16 protein-coding genes are annotated in these 16127 nt (G+C 71.5%); 10 read left to right on the forward strand and 6 right to left on the reverse strand.

Features of this window, described 5'->3' with window-relative positions; translation table 11 throughout:
- On the reverse strand, nucleotides 1-588 hold the full coding sequence (locus tag ACF1GV_RS34515) for a pyridoxamine 5'-phosphate oxidase family protein (RefSeq protein WP_391688935.1): 588 nt from the start codon (nucleotides 586-588) through the stop codon (nucleotides 1-3).
- Nucleotides 589-731: 143 nt separating this feature from the next.
- Between ACF1GV_RS34515 and ACF1GV_RS34520 the strand changes: the two genes are divergently transcribed.
- Nucleotides 732-1925 (forward strand): argininosuccinate synthase, encoded by a 1194-nt coding sequence (locus ACF1GV_RS34520; RefSeq protein WP_363264966.1) that lies wholly within the window; start codon nucleotides 732-734, stop codon nucleotides 1923-1925.
- A 120-nt stretch (nucleotides 1926-2045) separates the two neighbouring features.
- Nucleotides 2046-3479: an argininosuccinate lyase gene (gene argH, locus ACF1GV_RS34525; protein WP_391688938.1), complete on the forward strand. Its 1434-nt coding sequence runs from the start codon at nucleotides 2046-2048 to the stop codon at nucleotides 3477-3479.
- A gap of 90 nt (nucleotides 3480-3569) precedes the next feature.
- Here argH and ACF1GV_RS34530 read toward each other — a convergent pair whose 3' ends face one another.
- Nucleotides 3570-6788: a CHAT domain-containing protein gene (locus ACF1GV_RS34530; RefSeq protein ID WP_391688941.1), complete on the reverse strand. Its 3219-nt coding sequence runs from the start codon at nucleotides 6786-6788 to the stop codon at nucleotides 3570-3572.
- Nucleotides 6789-6856: 68 nt separating this feature from the next.
- On the opposite strand from ACF1GV_RS34530, the gene ACF1GV_RS34535 reads away from it, so the two are divergent.
- The 5 genes from ACF1GV_RS34535 to ACF1GV_RS34555 all read left to right on the forward strand — a co-directional run bounded on the left by ACF1GV_RS34535 (nucleotide 6857) and on the right by ACF1GV_RS34555 (nucleotide 11060).
- Nucleotides 6857-7201: a hypothetical protein gene (locus tag ACF1GV_RS34535; protein WP_391688945.1), complete on the forward strand. Its 345-nt coding sequence runs from the start codon at nucleotides 6857-6859 to the stop codon at nucleotides 7199-7201.
- On the forward strand, nucleotides 7198-7677 hold the full coding sequence (locus tag ACF1GV_RS34540; RefSeq protein ID WP_391688948.1) for a hypothetical protein: 480 nt from the start codon (nucleotides 7198-7200) through the stop codon (nucleotides 7675-7677). Before ACF1GV_RS34535 ends, ACF1GV_RS34540 begins: the two co-directional genes overlap by 4 nt.
- 250 nt (nucleotides 7678-7927) lie before the next feature.
- On the forward strand, nucleotides 7928-8899 hold the full coding sequence (locus ACF1GV_RS34545; RefSeq protein ID WP_391688951.1) for an aldo/keto reductase: 972 nt from the start codon (nucleotides 7928-7930) through the stop codon (nucleotides 8897-8899).
- An 80-nt stretch (nucleotides 8900-8979) separates the two neighbouring features.
- Nucleotides 8980-9546, forward strand: coding sequence for a TetR/AcrR family transcriptional regulator (locus tag ACF1GV_RS34550; RefSeq protein WP_391688954.1), 567 nt, complete (start codon nucleotides 8980-8982; stop codon nucleotides 9544-9546).
- Entirely contained in the window at nucleotides 9543-11060 is a 1518-nt protein-coding gene (locus tag ACF1GV_RS34555; protein WP_391688957.1) for an MFS transporter, read from the forward strand. The genes ACF1GV_RS34550 and ACF1GV_RS34555 overlap by 4 nt, the downstream gene beginning before the upstream one ends.
- Before the next feature lie 123 nt (nucleotides 11061-11183).
- Here the strand turns inward: ACF1GV_RS34555 and ACF1GV_RS34560 are convergent, their stop codons facing one another.
- The gene (locus ACF1GV_RS34560) at nucleotides 11184-11939 is read right to left on the reverse strand and encodes a lysophospholipid acyltransferase family protein (protein WP_363265146.1); all 756 of its coding nucleotides are present in this window, start codon (nucleotides 11937-11939) and stop codon (nucleotides 11184-11186) included.
- A 263-nt stretch (nucleotides 11940-12202) separates the two neighbouring features.
- Here ACF1GV_RS34560 and ACF1GV_RS34565 point away from each other — a divergent pair, with 263 nt between their 5' ends.
- The 3 genes from ACF1GV_RS34565 (at nucleotide 12203) to ACF1GV_RS34575 (ending at nucleotide 14518) form a co-directional block, all read left to right on the forward strand.
- Nucleotides 12203-13381, forward strand: coding sequence for a glycerophosphodiester phosphodiesterase (locus ACF1GV_RS34565; protein ID WP_391688960.1), 1179 nt, complete (start codon nucleotides 12203-12205; stop codon nucleotides 13379-13381).
- Between the two features lie 69 nt (nucleotides 13382-13450).
- Nucleotides 13451-13963, forward strand: a complete 513-nt coding sequence (locus ACF1GV_RS34570) for a sigma-70 family RNA polymerase sigma factor (protein ID WP_391688962.1) — start codon at nucleotides 13451-13453, stop codon at nucleotides 13961-13963.
- A gap of 57 nt (nucleotides 13964-14020) precedes the next feature.
- Complete coding sequence (locus ACF1GV_RS34575; RefSeq protein WP_391688965.1) at nucleotides 14021-14518, forward strand: GNAT family N-acetyltransferase; 498 nt, start codon at nucleotides 14021-14023, stop codon at nucleotides 14516-14518.
- 1 nt (nucleotide 14519) lies between these two features.
- Here ACF1GV_RS34575 and ACF1GV_RS34580 read toward each other — a convergent pair whose 3' ends face one another.
- The 3 genes from ACF1GV_RS34580 to ACF1GV_RS34590 are packed head-to-tail and all read right to left on the reverse strand — an operon-like array spanning nucleotide 14520 to nucleotide 15654.
- Nucleotides 14520-14939 carry a hypothetical protein gene (locus ACF1GV_RS34580; RefSeq protein ID WP_363264977.1) on the reverse strand — a complete coding sequence of 140 codons (420 nt, stop codon included), beginning with the start codon at nucleotides 14937-14939 and terminating at the stop codon, nucleotides 14520-14522.
- Between the two features lies 1 nt (nucleotide 14940).
- Nucleotides 14941-15300: a hypothetical protein gene (locus ACF1GV_RS34585; RefSeq protein ID WP_363264978.1), complete on the reverse strand. Its 360-nt coding sequence runs from the start codon at nucleotides 15298-15300 to the stop codon at nucleotides 14941-14943.
- A gap of 12 nt (nucleotides 15301-15312) precedes the next feature.
- Nucleotides 15313-15654, reverse strand: a complete 342-nt coding sequence (locus ACF1GV_RS34590) for a hypothetical protein (RefSeq protein ID WP_391688970.1) — start codon at nucleotides 15652-15654, stop codon at nucleotides 15313-15315.
- Between the last annotated feature and the right edge of the window lie 473 nt (nucleotides 15655-16127).

The following is a 16127-nucleotide window of genomic DNA, read 5'->3' on the forward strand; positions in this document are numbered from 1 at the left end:
TCAGACGGTAGACGGGGGCAGCGGCAGCGGCAGCCCGGGTAGGCCGTCCAGGCTGGTCGCGATGTGCTCCTTCTTGGTGAAGTACGCGCTGAGCGAGGCGTCGTCCTCGCGGGCGAACCGCTTGCCGTGCAGATCGCGGTCGGCGTCGTACGTCATGAACGGCACCGCGTAGCCACAGCTGTCGCGGACGAGTTCGGCGTGCACGACGATGATCGCGCGCAGCCCGTGCAGGGTCTGGTCGATGTCCGGGAAGTGGGCGAGCAGCTCCGGGAAGCGGGTGTCGTCGCGGAAGACGGGCTCGCCGCGGCCGTGCACCCGCACGATGTTGGGCGGGCCCTGGAAGGCGCACCACATCAGCGTGATCCGTCCGTTCTCCCGCAGATGGGCGACGGTCTCGGCGGTGGATCCGGCGAAGTCCAGGTACGCCACGGTGTGCTCGTCGAGCACCGCGAAGGAACCCCTCAGGCCCTTGGGGGAGAGGTTGACGGTGCCGTCGCCCGCAAGGGGGGCGGTTGCCGTGAAGAACAGGGGCTGCTCCTCGATGAACCTGCGGAGCCTGCCGTCGATGCGCTCATAGGTCTTTCCCATGGCTAACGATTATCGAGCAAAAACGTTTGACTGTCTAATGAATTCCCGGCTCCGCTTCGAGCTTCACGAGCGGGCGGATTGACGAACCATGCAGAGTTCTGCATACTCATGCATGTCAGCGAATGCACTGTGAGGAGAAACCCGTGACCGAGCGCGTCGTACTCGCCTACTCAGGCGGTCTGGACACCTCCGTCGCCATCGGCTGGATCGCCGAGGAGACGGGCGCCGAGGTCATCGCCGTTGCGGTCGACGTCGGCCAGGGCGGCGAGGACCTGGACGTCATCCGCAAGCGCGCGCTCGCCTGCGGTGCCGTCGAGGCCGAGGTCGCCGACGCCAGGGACGAGTTCGCCGACGAGTACTGCCTCCCGGCGATCAAGGCCAACGCCCTCTACATGGACCGCTACCCGCTGGTCTCCGCCCTCTCCCGGCCGACGATCGTCAAGCACCTCGTCGCCGCCGCCCACAAGCACGGCGCCACCACGGTCGCCCACGGCTGCACCGGCAAGGGCAACGACCAGGTCCGCTTCGAGGCCGGCATCGTCGCCCTCGCCCCCGACCTGAAGTGCATCGCCCCGGTCCGGGACTACGCGATGACCCGGGACAAGGCCATCGCGTTCTGCGAGGAGAAGAACCTCCCGATCGCGACCACCAAGAAGTCCCCGTACTCCATCGACCAGAACGTCTTCGGCCGCGCCGTCGAGACCGGATTCCTCGAGGACATCTGGAACGCCCCGATCGAGGACATCTACGAGTACACGCAGAACCCGGCCGTCGCCCGCGAGGCCGACGAGGTGATCATCTCCTTCAAGGAGGGCGTCCCGGTCGCCATCGACGGCAAGCCCGTCACCGTCCTGCAGGCCATCCAGCAGCTCAACGAGCGCGCCGGCGCCCAGGGCATCGGCCGGATCGACATGGTCGAGGACCGTCTCGTCGGCATCAAGTCCCGCGAGGTCTACGAGGCTCCCGGCGCGATCGCCCTGATCACCGCCCACCAGGAGCTGGAGAACGTCACCGTCGAGCGCGAGCTGGCCCGCTACAAGCGCCAGGTCGAGCAGCGCTGGGGCGAGCTGGTCTACGACGGCCAGTGGTTCTCCCCGCTCAAGCGCGCCCTGGACGGCTTCATCAACGAGGCCAACCAGCACGTCACCGGCGACATCCGGATGACCCTGCACGGCGGGCGCGCGGTGGTCACCGGCCGGCGCTCGGCGGAGTCGCTCTACGACTTCAACCTCGCCACCTACGACACGGGCGACACGTTCGACCAGTCCGCGGCCAAGGGCTTCATCGACATCTACAGCCTGTCGTCGAAGATCGCCGCCAAGCGGGACCTGGCGTAACACGCACGGGTCACCTCACCCGCGACAGCCTGACAGCCGCCTCCCCGCCTGGAAACGTGGGGAGGCGGTGGCACATCACGAGCCCGATCAAGAGCTTTTCCCAGCTTGAGGAGCAACGCAGTGAGCAGCAACAGCGGTGACGTACGGCTCTGGGGCGGCCGTTTCGCCGACGGTCCCGCCGAGGCCCTCGCGAAGCTGTCCGCATCCGTCCACTTCGACTGGCGGCTCGCGCCGTACGACATCGCCGGGTCCCGTGCCCACGCGCGCGTGCTGCACAAGGCGGGGCTCCTCACCGAGGACGAGCTGACCCGGATGATCGCCGGGCTCGACCGGCTCGAGGCCGACGTGGCCGCCGGCACCTTCGTCGGCACCATCGCCGACGAGGACGTGCACACCGCCCTGGAGCGCGGCCTGCTGGAGCGGCTCGGCCCCGACCTCGGCGGCAAGCTGCGCGCCGGCCGGTCCCGCAACGACCAGGTGGCGACCCTCTTCCGGATGTACCTGCGGGACCACGCCCGGATCATCGGCGGCCTGATCGCCGAGCTGCAGGAGGCGCTGATCGGCCTCGCCGAGGCCCACCCGGACGTGGCCATGCCCGGCCGCACCCACCTCCAGCACGCCCAGCCGGTGCTCTTCGCCCACCACGTCCTCGCACATGTGCAGTCCCTGTCCCGGGACGCCGAGCGGCTGCGCCAGTGGGACGGGCGCACGGCCGTCTCGCCGTACGGCTCGGGCGCCCTGGCCGGCTCCTCCCTGGGCCTGGACCCGGAGGCGGTGGCGAAGGACCTCGGCTTCGAACACGGCAGCGTCGGCAACTCCATCGACGGCACGGCCTCCCGGGACTTCGTCGCCGAGTTCGCCTTCATCACCGCGATGATCGGGGTCAACCTCTCCCGGATCGCCGAGGAGATCATCATCTGGAACACGAAGGAGTTCTCCTTTGTGACCCTGCACGACGCGTTCTCCACCGGCTCCTCGATCATGCCGCAGAAGAAGAACCCGGACATCGCCGAGCTGGCGCGCGGCAAGTCCGGCCGCCTGATCGGCAACCTGACCGGCCTGATGGCCACCCTGAAGGCCCTCCCTCTCGCGTACAACCGGGACCTGCAGGAGGACAAGGAGCCCGTCTTCGACTCCTGCGACCAGCTGGAGGTGCTGCTCCCGGCCTTCACCGGCATGATCGCCACCCTCACGGTCAACCGCGAGCGCATGGAGGAACTTGCCCCGGCCGGCTTCTCCCTGGCCACCGACATCGCCGAGTGGCTGGTCAAGCAGGGCGTACCCTTCCGGGTCGCGCACGAGGTCGCCGGTGAGTGCGTGAAGGTCGCCGAGGCCGACGGCAAGGAACTGGACGAGCTCACGGACGAGCAGTTCGCGAAGATCTCCGCCCACCTCACCCCCGAGGTGCGCTCCGTCCTCAACGTCCCCGGCGCCCTCGCCTCCCGCAACGGCCGCGGCGGTACGGCGCCCAGCGCGGTCGCCGTCCAGCTGGCCGAGGTCAAGGCGGACGTGGCGGCGCAGCAGGAGTGGGCGAACGCCAAGCGGAACGGCTGACGGCCCGTCCCGCCGGCCCCGCGTCGACGCGCGGAGGCGGGCGGGACACGCTGCGCGCGGAGCGGGCAGGAAACGCGGCGCGCGTGGGGATCAGGGCCCGTTGTGCGCGAAGGGCGCCCACACCGTCGGGTCGTGGAGGTGCTCTTCGCGTAGCTCCGCGACCGCCAGATGCAGGGCCGCGGCGCTGTCGGAGGCGTTCGCGCCCCGGGCGAGAAGGTGCCGGTAGAAGGCCGAGGCGACACGGGGAGCGGCCTGGTCGTGGATGGACCACAGCGTGGCCACCACGTGCCGGTAGCCCGCCATGCGCAGTGCTGCCGCGGTGTGGATGGCCTCGTCCGGCAGCAGACTGCTGCCCACATGCGTCAGACAGGCGGACAGGAACGCCAGTTCCGCCTCGTCGAGGCGGAGGTTCGCGAAGTCGAGGACGTTCATGTCACCGTCGCGCAGGCACAGGCCGGACATGGCGGGTGCCGTCATGTCGAGCCTGCCGTGGCACGCGAAGTGGCTCCACACGTAGGACGGGAGGTGGCCGCGGACCGCCTCCACGGTGCACTCGTCCTCGGCCAGCACCTTCAGCCGTCGGCCGGAGAAGCACTCCCTCAGCGCCTCGAGTTCCACGTCGACGCCGGGCAGTGGGCTGTGGCCGCGGCCGGTGTCCGTCAGCGCGACCACCAGCAGCCCCTCAGCGGCGTTCCGGGGAGCCTGCCGGGCCACGACGAGCGAGTGCAGGGTGGTGGTGTAGGACGACACCACCTGGTACGGCACTCCGACCGGGGCCCGGGTGTCCGCGTCGGCGCGCGGATAGCGACCGGCCGCGTGCAGCGGCAGCACCGCCAGTGACGCCGTGGGGCACCACCACACACGCGCCGGCATGTCCTCGCCGGCGGGAGCGAGCCGGGCGAGAACCGGCTCGGCGATGTGCTCCCACAACCATGCGAGGGTGCCGTGCACGGTGTGCCGCGCGCGTTCCTTCTGCAAAGCGGTGGCGCCCGGCTGCTCGGCCTGCGTGAGGTGGGCGACGTAGGTGTTGGCCACGCGGTCCATCTCGGGAACGGTCACGCCGGGCAGGGGAACGACCTCGGGCCGTCCGCTCGGCCGGACGATGAGCGCGTCGCAGCGGATCGTGCTGATGTTCACGATGACGACCGGCCCCGCCGCGGCCGCCCGCGCGAGCGTGTCGAACGGGGGTGGCATCAGGAACGTCTCGAACCGGGGAAGGGCCCGTACCTTGTCGAGCAGTCCGCTCCACTGCCGGGCCAGTTCGAGGCGGGTTTCCGGATCGAGGTCCACGGTGGTGTGGATCCGGCTGCGGATCCGCTCCAGCTCCTCGGCCAGCGCCGGTTCGCGCGCGGAGAGCAGGGACACGTCGCCGCGCAGGTGCATCGTCGTGCGCCACAGCACCGAGCGGCCCTGCTCCAGCAGCTCCACCGCCAGTTCCGGCCGGCCGGTGAGGAGGGCCAGGGCCGCGGCATCGCGGGGCATGGCCGCGCCGTCCCGAAGGCCCTGCTCCTGGTCGGCGCGGTCCAGCCCCATCCAGCCGTACTCCTGCAGCAGGGAGAGGGCGACGCGCGCCCCGGCGAGGGCGTCGACCGGATCACCCGCCTCCAGTGCGACCCCGCTCCACAGCTGGGAGGCGTACAGGCGGTCTCCCAGGGCCGAACCGGTCGCCCGGGCAGCGGTCCGCAGCAAGGTGAGCGCTTCGCTGCGATCGGAGGCGACCGATCGGCTCAGGAACCGCATGACCAGGGAGGACGCCCACTTGACCAGCACGTCGGCGTAGTGGACGGCGCTCTTGTCGCAGGCCAGGGCCGCCGCCGACAGCGTCCGGACCGCTTCGGCCACGGCGGCGTCCGTCGGGCCGGCGCCTTCTTCCGGACCGGTCAGCAGGATGCTGCCCAGTACGTGCCGTGCCGCCACCCCCGTCTCCTTGGTCGACGCGGTGCGCACCGCTTCCCGCGCCACCGTGACGGCTTCCTCCCACTCGCCCCCCTGGTGCAGTGCCACGGCCAGCCGGGCCAGGAGCGCCGGGTACTCCGCGTGAGTGGGGGGCAGCGCGGACACGGCACGGCGGAGGGCGTCGAGAGCGAGCTCGCCGTCGTGGACGTACGTGGCGTGCAGCAGTGCCTGGGGATGGGCCGGGCCGTCCGCCGGCAAGGTGCCGGCCGCGTCGGCCGCGACCGCGCGTGCCCGCCGGGCATCCTCCGACCGGCCGGTGATCTCCGCCCGGACCCGCAGCGCCGAAGCCAGGTTGACGGCCGCGGCCGCCTGCGCCGGATGCGGGCCCGCCTCCCTCGCCTCGTTCAGCAACCTGACGGCGGCGTCGATGTCGTCCAGGTTGCCCTGGTGCTGTCCCCGGTACATCAGCGCCGCACCGAGGTTGACGAGCACCGGGCCCGCCTGCGGCAACCGCTCTGCTGCCGCCCGGCCCAGTTCCACCGCTTCGGCCCACTCCACCCCGTCCGTGTGCCGGGCCAGCGACACCAGCGCTCCGCACAGAGCCGACGAGAGCTGCGCCCACGTCTCCCCGCCGACTTCGCCTCGGCGCAACTCCCCTTTGGCACCGTCCAGTTGCGCAAGCAGGGGCTGGGGGTCGCGGGTCAGCTCGCAGTGCTTGCGCAGCAACTCGATCGTCACCCGTGCGGCGTCCAGCCGCTCGGCCCCGTCCTGCGGCGTTGCCTGCCAGACGTCCAGGGCCGCCGAGGTCGCGTCCCTCAGGTCGCTGTCGTGCCCCCGCAGCTCGTAGCGCTTCCACAGGATGTCGCGCAGATTCGTCAGGAGCGGGAGCCGTGCCGGGTGGTCGGCCGGGGCCGTCCGCGCCGCCTCCCTGTGCAGGTTCACCGCCCGTACCAGGTTCGCGTCCGTCCCGGTCGCGGTGAAGTGCTCGTAGGACGCCCGGGCCAGCAGGTCGAGCATCACAGGCCGCAGCATCGGGTCGTCGGTGTGCGTCGGCACCGGCCGGTCCGCGCACAGCCTCAGGTTCTCGACGGCCTGGGGATGGCCGGCGTCGGCGGCGACCCGGAACCAGTCGACGGCCGAGGGGTCGTCCGCGTTGAGCAGCAGGCAGCCGAGGTTGTTCGCCGCCTCCGGGTGCCCGGCCTCATGGGCGCGGACGTACCACTTTCTGGCCTCCTCGGCGCGGCCCGTCCGCTCGGTCAGGAGTCCCAGGTTGTACATGGCGTTGAACTCGCCCTGCGCCGCCGATCTGAGGAAGACCCGTTCGGCCTCCTCGTTGCGGCCGTACTGGACGAGTTGACATCCGTAGGCGTTCCACTTGGACGCGTCGTCGTCATGCCGTTCTTTCGAGCGCACGCGAAGCCCCCCTCGCAGTTTCTGCTCAACTGCCCATAAGGTAGCGGTATTTCGCTAAAGTCGAGGGCATGCCGGGATCGTCTGTTTACCTGCCGACCACTGATTTCAACTGGACGGAACGCGCGTTCGCGCTCTACGCGCAAGGGCGGCTCACCGTGACCGAGCACACGGCGGACGGCGTGTCAGGGGTCGTCGTGTCCGGCCCGTGTCCGCGCTGTGACCATCACTTCGTCGACCGGCGCTCCCTCGACGCCCTGACCGGCCTGGCCGGGGTGAACCGCAACGGGGAGGGTGAGCCGTCGGACCTGATCCTGCTGGATGTGACCTGCGGGTGCGGCATCCCGCACGAAGGAGCCCCCGAGGGCGCGACCGGCTGCGGTGTGAGCTTCCGGATCGAACTGAAGCGCCTGTGACGTTCCAGGCCCAGCGGCCGCAGGGGCCGCCCAGCCCGACGGACCTCGCCGAACGGGACCGCTTCCAGCGCATGGTCCGCCGCTCCCTGCCGGACGCGCGGGCCAGTGCCGAGGCGTGGCGCAACGGACTGGCCGCCTTCATCACCCTGGTCGGCACGGCCGTCGTGGTCAAGGGCCGCAGCAGCACCACCGATCTGCCGACCGCCTGGAAGGCCGCCGTCACCGCCCTGGTCGGTGGTGGCCTGGCGCTGGCCGTGGCCGGTCTCTGGCAGGCCCTGGCCGCACAGGCGGGAGCCGGCCCTGAGGTGCGTTCGCTGGACGACATCCACCGCGTCCACGGGTCGATCGACCTGTACGAGGTGGCCATGGCGAAGCGGATCACCCGCCGGATCACGTTCGCCCGCCGCCTCGTGGCCTGGGCGCTGGTACTGCTGTTCGCCGGTACGGTGCTGACCTGGTGGGCGCCGGGTCGATAGCCGCCGCAGGGGGCGGGAGCCGGTGAGCGGCGGCGCACCGCCACGTCCCTCGACCGCACCGCCGCGGCCCCCTTCAGCCGGCCGCCGCGTCCCCGTCGGCCGGCCGCCGTGTGCCCGTCGGTCGGCCGCCGCGTCCCCGTCGGCCGGCCGCCGTGTGCCCTTCCACGGCCCTCGTGTCCGAGCCGTCGCGGCCCGCAGGGGTTACGTTGGTGCGCGGCAGCCAAGGAGCAGATCCGGAACGGAGTCCCCGATGCCCTTCGCCCGACTCGCGACCGTCACCACGCCCACCTGCCACATCGGGCTGGGGCTCGCCGCCGTGGGCCGGCCCGGGTACATCAATCTCGGACGGGACCGGGACCTGCCGGACGACCGCAGTGTCGATGCGCTGCGCGAGCGCACCCACGAACTCCTCGACGCCGCCTACGCGCAGGGCGTGCGCTACATCGACGCGGCCCGCTCCTACGGCCGCTCCGAGGAGTTCCTCGCCGACTGGCTGAAGGCACGCCCCGGGATCCAGGACGTCGTCGTCGGCAGCAAATGGGGCTATACCTACACCGCCGACTGGTCCGCCGACGCCGTACAGCACGAGGTCAAGGATCACAGCCTCGCCGCCTACGAGCGCCAGCGCGCCGAGAGCGACGCCCTTCTCGGCGACCGGCTCGACCTCTACCAGATCCACTCCGTCACCCCGGACAGCCCCGCCCTCACCGACACCGCCCTGCACGCCCGCCTCGCCGAGGCCGCCGCGCAGGGCGTCACCATCGGGTTCTCCACCAGCGGCCCCGCCCAGGCGGACGCCGTCCGCGCCGCGCTCGCCGTGACCGTCGACGGCGAGCCCCTCTTCCGGACCGTCCAGTCCACCTTCAACCTGCTGGAGACCTCCGCCGGCCCCGCCCTCGCCGAGGCGCACGCCGCCGGGCTCACGGTGATCGTCAAGGAGGGCATGGCCAACGGGCGCCTGGCCGGCCCGCAGGCCCCGGACGCCCTGCGTGCCGTGGCCGCGTCCACCGGCCTCGGCTGCGACGCCGTCGCCCTGGCGTTCGTGCTGCGTCAGCCGTGGGCCGGAGTCGTCCTCTCCGGCGCGGCGACCACCGAGCAGCTCTCGTCCAACCTGCACGCGGCCGTCGTCGACCTGGACGACGAGCAGCTCACCCGGCTCGCCGGCCTGGCCGAGGACGCCCACGCCTACTGGGAGCGGCGCGGCGGGCTGCCCTGGCACTGAGCCGGACCCCGAGGGCCCGTAACTGACTCGCGCACGCCCATCATGAGACATGAATGTCTCACATAGGCTAATCTTGTCTCATGGCTGTCAATCGTGACCAGGTGCTGCGCAGCGCCGCCGCCCTGCTGACCCGGAAATCCACCGCGACCATGGACGAGGTCGCCAGGGCCGCCGGGATCAGCCGGGCCACCCTGCACCGGCAGTTCGCCGGAAGGGACGCGCTGGTCCGGGCGCTGGAGGCACTCGGCATCGCCGAGTGCGAGGCGGCCCTGGACGCGGCCCGGCTCGACGACGGCCCGGCGGCGGACGCCGTCCACCGGCTCGTGCGGAAGATCGAACCCGTCGCCGGCCTGCTCGCCTTCCTCTACACGGAGAACCAGCTCTTCGAGGGCGAGCAGCAGCACGCCGGCTGGGCCCGCATCGACGAGCGCATGACGGCCCTGTTCCGGCGCGGCCAGGAGAGCGGCGAGTTCCGTATCGACCTCACCCCGGTCTGGCTCACCGAGGCGCTGTACGGCCTGCTCGCCTCCGGCGCCTGGGCGGTGACCGAGGGCCGGGTGGCCCCCAACGACTTCACCTACATGATCGTCGAGCTGCTGCTCGGCGGAGCGCGACGCAACGACCCGATCAGAAGAGAGGAATCATGACCAGCACCCTGCAGCCGGCCGGCGCGACGGAGGCGGTGAAGCGCCCGGGCCGCTGGCTCGCGCTGTCCGTCCTCGTCCTGGCCGTGCTGCTGGTGGCCGTCGACGCCACCGTCCTCGGCCTCGCGACCCCCTACATCAGCGAAGACCTGAACCCGTCCGGCACCCAGCTGCTGTGGATCGGCGACGTCTACTCCTTCGTCATCGCCGGCCTGCTGGTCTCCATGGGCAGTCTCGGCGACCGTATCGGCCGCAAGCGGATCCTGCTGGTCGGCGCCACCGCGTTCGGTGCCGTCTCCGTGCTCAACGCCTACGCCGCAACACCCGAGCTGATGATCCTGGCCCGGGCGCTGCTCGGCGTCGCGGGCGCCACCCTGATGCCGGCCACCCTCGCCCTGATCCGCAACATCTTCCACGACTCGCGCGAGCGCAGCCTCGCCATCGGCATCTGGGGCGCCACCGCGTCCGCCGGCACCGCCGTCGGCCCGATCACGGGCGGCTTCCTGCTGGAGCACTTCTGGTGGGGCTCGGTCTTCCTCATCAACCTGCCCGTGATGGCGGTGCTCGTGCTGGTCGGCGTCAAGATGCTGCCGGAGTCCCGCAACCCGAACCCGGGTCCCTGGGACCTGCGCAGTGTCCTGCTGTCACTGCTCGGCATGATCGGCGTCGTCTACGCGGTCAAGGAAACCGCCTCACACGGCTTCACCTGGCCGGTCCTCGCCGTGGGTCTGCTGGGCGCGGCGGCCCTCTACGGCTTCGTCCACCGCCAGCTGACCATGCCCGTCCCGCTGCTCGACATGCGGCTGTTCCGCAGCCGCGGCTTCAGCGGTGCCGTGCTGGCCGACCTGCTGACCGTCCTCGGCATGTCGGGGCTGGTGTTCTTCCTGTCCCAGTACCTGCAGTTGGTACAGGGCAGGCGCCCGTTCGAGGCGGGCCTGGCCGAAGCACCGGCCGCCGTCGGCGCGGTGGCGGCCGGTCTGGTCGCCGGCCGCGCGGCGCGCCGCTTCTCGGTCCGTACGGTGGTCTCCGGCGGTCTCGCCGCGGTCGGCCTCGCACTGGCCGCGCTGACCCTGCTGGGCCGTTCGACGGGCTACCCGGTCCTCGGCGCCGTGCTGCTGGTCGTCGGCATCGGCGCGGGCTTCTCGTTCACGGTGACCGCCGACGTGATCCTCTCCAGCGTCCCCAAGGACCAGGCGGGCGCGGCCTCCGCGGTCTCCGAGACGGCGTACGAACTCGGCGCCGCCCTCGGCATCGCCGTCCTCGGCTCGATCGTCACGGGCGTCTACCGAGGCTTCCCGTCCCCGGCGGGCACCCCGGCCGCAGCCCACGAATCACTCGGCGGCGCGATGGAGGCGGCCCAGGGCCTGCCGGCGGACAAGGCGCAGGCGTTGCTGGATTCGGCCAGGGAAGCATTCGTCAACGGCCTCAGCATGGCGTCGGGAGTAGGAGCAGCGGTCCTGCTGACGGCGTCGGCCGTGGCATGGCTGCTGCTCCGGGACCAACGGCTGGGCAGCTGACCTTCAGGGGCGCGAGGCTGCATGCGATAGCCGACTTCGCCGCGCGGGCGTGACCAGCCACGACGCCGCCGCACCCGCCGGCCGGCACAAACCGACCCGGCGGGTGGGCGCGCCGCCGGAAAACTACGCCGCTTCCTTCGCCTTGCTCGCGTACATGTCCACGTACTCCTGCCCCGACAGCCGCATCACCTCGGCCATCACGGAGTCCGTCACGGCGCGCAGCACGTACCGGTCCCGGTCCATGCCCTCGTACCGGGAGAACTCCATCGGCTCGCCGAACCGCACGGTCACCTGCCCCGGCCGGGGCATCCCGGACCCGCCCGGCTGGACCTTGTCCGTGCCGATCATGGCGAACGGCACCACCGGCGCACCGGTCATCAGCGTCAGCCGCGCGATACCGGTGCGCCCCCGGTACAGCCGCCCGTCGGGCGAGCGGGTGCCCTCGGGGTAGATGCCGAAGACCTTGCCCTCCTCCAGCACCCGGCGGCCGGTCATGAGCGCCGCGACACCGCCGCGGCCGCCGTCGCGGTCGACCGGGATCATGCCGACGCCGGTGAAGAACCAGGCCATCAGCCGGCCCTTGAACCCCTTGCCGGTGACGTACTCGTCCTTGCCGATGAAGAACACCTGACGGTCGCAGACGACCGGCAGGATCATCGAGTCGATGAAGGTGAGGTGGTTGCCGGCGAGGATCACCGGGCCGTCGCCCGGGATGTGCTCGGCGCCCTCGACCCGGAAACGGAACATCAGGCGCATGACCGGTCCGAGCACTGCCTTGATGATCGCGAAGCGGGACAACGGGCCCTCCGGTGTCAAGGGAGTCGGTATGGAGTCTGTGCAGGTGAGGACGATACTCGCGGCCAGGGGGCCGGCGCACATCGGGTTCACCCAGGTCTTACGCACTCTTGACGCCCGTTCACCTGCGGTGCCGCCGTGTGGACGGCGTGTGACGCGAGGGCGCGATGTGACCGACGGCTCACCCGGACACCGCACGAGTACCCCGACGGCGGGTCACCAGGCGGGGGACCAGACGGAATACGACATCCGCAGTCATCCGCGTGTTCCGGCCGAGGCCTCCCCTTCGTCATGTGCACGCCCCTACGATCGCCGCGCACGGACAACCGAGGGGCAGGAGGCCGCAGATGGGCACACAGCAGTCGCGGGAGACCGAGGGCACGAGCGGGGGGACCGGGCGGCGCGCGCTGCTCGGCGCGGCGGTGCTCGGCGCCGGCGCCTCCGTGCTGGGGCTCACCGGCACGGCGCGGGCAGCCGACGGTGCCGCGCGGCACGGCGGGGGCCTGAAGAGCCTGCCCGTGCCGACGGTCATCGGCCACCGCGGCGCCAGCGGTTACCGGCCGGAGCACACCTTCGGCTCCTACCAACTGGCTCTCGACCTGGGCGCCGACATCGTCGAGGCCGGTGACCTGGTGCCCACCAGGGACGGCCATCTGGTGTGCCGGCACGAGCCGGAGATCGGCGGCACCACGGACGTCGCCGACCATCCCGAGTTCGCCGACCGCAGGACCACCAAGACCCTCGACGGCGTGCCCACCACGGGCTGGTTCACCGAGGACTTCACCCTCGCCGAGCTGAAGACGCTGCGCGCGATCGAGCGCATCCCCGCCAACCGGCCGCACAACACGCTCTACGACGGCCGCTGGGAGATCCCCACCTTCGAAGAGGTCCTGAAGTGGCAGGACGAGCAGACCCGCAAGCGCGGCAAGCAGGTGTGGATCTACCCCGAGACCAAGCACCCCACCTACTTCCGCAAGCTGGGCCTCGGCCTGGAGGAGCGGGTGGCCAAGCTGCTGCACAAGCACGGCAAGGACAAGCGCACCTCGCCGGTCATCCTGCAGTCCTTCGAACCCACCAGCATCCAGCGGCTGAACAAGCTCGTCGACAACCCGCTGGTCGTGCTGCTGTCGTCCGCGAGCAGCCGTCCGTACGACTTCGTCGAGTCCGGTGACCCGCGTACGGTCGCCGACCTCATCACCCCCAAGGGCCTGCGCGAGATCGCCGGCTACGCGCAGGGCATCGGGCCCACGCTGGACCTGGTCATCCCCAAGGACGCGAGCGGCAACCTCACCCGGCCGACCACGCTGGTCGCCGACGCGCACAAGGTGGGGCTGGTCCTGCACCCCTACACCATGCGCAACGAGAACCCCTTCCTGCCGGCCGGCTTCCGCAAGGGGACCGACGCCGACGGTTACGGCGACGCGTTCGGCGCCTTCCGGACGTACTTCGCCACCGGCATCGACGGCGTCTTCACCGACAACCCGGACACCGGACTGCTGGCCCGCGAGGCCTTCGTCAACGGCTGACCGACTCGTTGGAGTGAGCTCACGGCGGCCCGGGCAACCCACCGCCCGGGCCGCCGCGTCGTTGCGGACATGACGCACGACGTGCCGCACAGGGCACACGACCTGCTCGCCACTCTGCGCCCGCTGCTCGCCGCCGAGGCCCGGGCCGAGGCGCACGCCTGCGGGGGCGAGGCCGCGGACCTGGAACAGGAGGTCTGGCTGCGACTGCTCGAACGCCTCGCCGCGGCCGGCCCGCCGCCGGATCCGCACGGCTGGCTGCGCCGGGCTGTCCGCGCCGAGGCCCGCCGCACTCGTCGCACACGGCGGCGGGAGCAGCGCTACGACGGTGAGCCGGCCGGCAAGGAGCCCGGCCCGGAAGCGCTCGTGCTGGCCGCCGCGCGGGGGCGGGCGCTTCGGGCCGCGGTGCGCCGGCTGCCGGGCCGCTGCCCGGGGCTGCTGGAGGCGCTGCTGTCGCCGCGGGACCTGACATACCGGGAGATCGCGGGGGAGTTGGGTATCTCACAGGGCAGTCTCGGCCCGGAACGCTCCAGATGTCTGGGATGTCTGCGTCGTTTGCTCGCACGGGAGGTTGCGGCGCGCTGACCGCGGGGATAGGAGTGGGGGACGACAGATGATCAGGTGAGCGGGAGGCGTGCGCACATGGGCATGAGCGTGACCATCTCTGCGGCGACCGAGCAGGATGCCGAGCAGATTTTCAGGCTGCAGTACCTGTGCTTCCAGAGCGAAGCCGCGCTGTACGGCAACTACCGCATCGACCCGCTCGTCCAGACCCTGGACTCGGTGCGCGAGGAGGTCGCCCGGGACTGCGTCCATGTGGCGCGGCTCGGCGACGAGGTGGTCGGCTCGGTGCGCGGCCGTGTCACCGAGGACGGCTCCGCGGCCATCGGCAAGCTGTGCGTCCACCCGCGACTGCAGGGCCACGGCATCGGCGCCCGGCTGCTGCGCACGGCCGAGACGGCGCTCGCCGAGGAGCACGGGGTCACACGGTTCCGCCTGCACACCGGCCACCGCAGCGAGGGCAACCTGCGGCTGTACCGCAAGGTCGGCTACCAGGCGGTCGGCACCGCCGAGGGCACGGACGGCGTCCGGATGATCGTCCTGGAGAAGCCGGCCGGGGTGTACGTGCAGACGGCGTGACTCAGGGCTGCTGCTGCCGCCGTGATGTGCGCAGCCAGTAGATCGCCGAGAGCGGCAGCAGCACCGGGATGAAGAGGTACCCCATGCCGTAGTCGGACCACACGGTCGCGTCGGGGAACGCCGACGGCTGCACCAGGGTCCAGGTGCCGACGGTCAGCACGCCCGCGAGTTCGGCGGCGCAGCACCACAGGGCGGCGCGGCGAGCGGTCTCACCGCCGCGCACCAGGGAGTACGTGATGAAGCCGTAGACGACTCCGGCCACCGCCGACAGCGAGTAGGCCAGCGGCGCCCGGTCGAACTCGGTCGCGATCTGGTACACGGACCGCGACACCGCGCCGACCACCATCACGCCGTACAGCCACACCAGCAGCATGCCGGGCCCGCTGATCAGCCGGGCCGGCTTCTCCTGCACCGCCGTCATCTCAGCCTCCCCAGATGTCGTAGAGCCGTACTTCCAGCACGGCGAGCACCACGCCGCCCGCGGCGACGGTCACCGAACCCCACCGGGTGCGCTCGGCCAGCGACATGAAGCCGGCCGCCGGGACACACGCGAAGGCGCCCAGCAGATAGGCCACGAAGATCGCCGTGCCCTGCTCCGGCTTCTCGCCCCGCGCCAGTTGCACGATCCCGACCACCAGCTGGACCACCGCCAGCAGCGAGACCACGGCCATGCCGATGAAGTGCCAGTCCTTGGTCGGCTGGTCTCGGTAGGCCGCCCAGCCGCACCAGGCGGCCAGCAACAGCGCGGCGACCCCGGTCACCAGCGTCAGGACATCAAGCATGCAGCGACTTTATTACGACCGAATCGCCCCACCGCCCCCGCCCCCGGCCTCCTCGGCCATAACGAGCCCGGCGTTCGCGGCCCGCTGCCACAGCCGGCGCCGCCACGGCCCGGCATGGGCGTCCGGCGGTTCGGTGAGCACGGGCTTCGGGCCCTCGATCAGCTGCAGCAGCGACCAGGCGACGCCGAGCAGTCGTCCGGCCCGAAGCGGCAACGCCAGGACCCGAGCCTCCTCGGCCGTCACCGGCCGGCTGATCGCGCGCAGCTGCCGCTCGCGTCGGTCGATCTCGTCCTCGTGGGCGTGCTCGCCGGGCAGGGGGCCCCCGGCCGCGAAGGCCAGTACTTCAGGTCGCATCCCTCGAAGATCGGCCGCCGGGCCCTTGCCCGGCAACCCCGCCGGCTCACCGAGGCCCGCCCGGGCGCCGTCGGCCTCCTCCCCAGGGCCCACGTCGGCGCCGACGACAGCACCCCCGGCAGGGCCACCGTGGCGTTGGCCACAACCCGCCGCGGTCGCGCGACGCATGCCGGCCTGGTCGCGGGCGACCCCGTCGGCCCCCGTTCGAACTGGTCACCGGCGAGGGTGTCGCGATCGGCGTACGGGTGTGAGCCGTGTCCGGCGCCGTCCCACCGCTGTCCACTATCCGGACAACGGTGACCGGTCAGCACCGTAGGTCTGGTTTACTGATCGCATGACCACGACGAGCGACCGCACCCCTGCGACCGAGGCGACCATGACGCCCGGTGCTCGTTGTATGTGTCGTACGCGCCGAATGTGCGCCTGCTAGAGGGCCCCCGCACCACCTGAGCCTCGCGCCCCGAAGCGAGCGC

The sequence above is a fragment of the Streptomyces sp. NPDC014006 genome (assembly GCF_043088925.1).
Classification (GTDB): domain Bacteria; phylum Actinomycetota; class Actinomycetes; order Streptomycetales; family Streptomycetaceae; genus Streptomyces.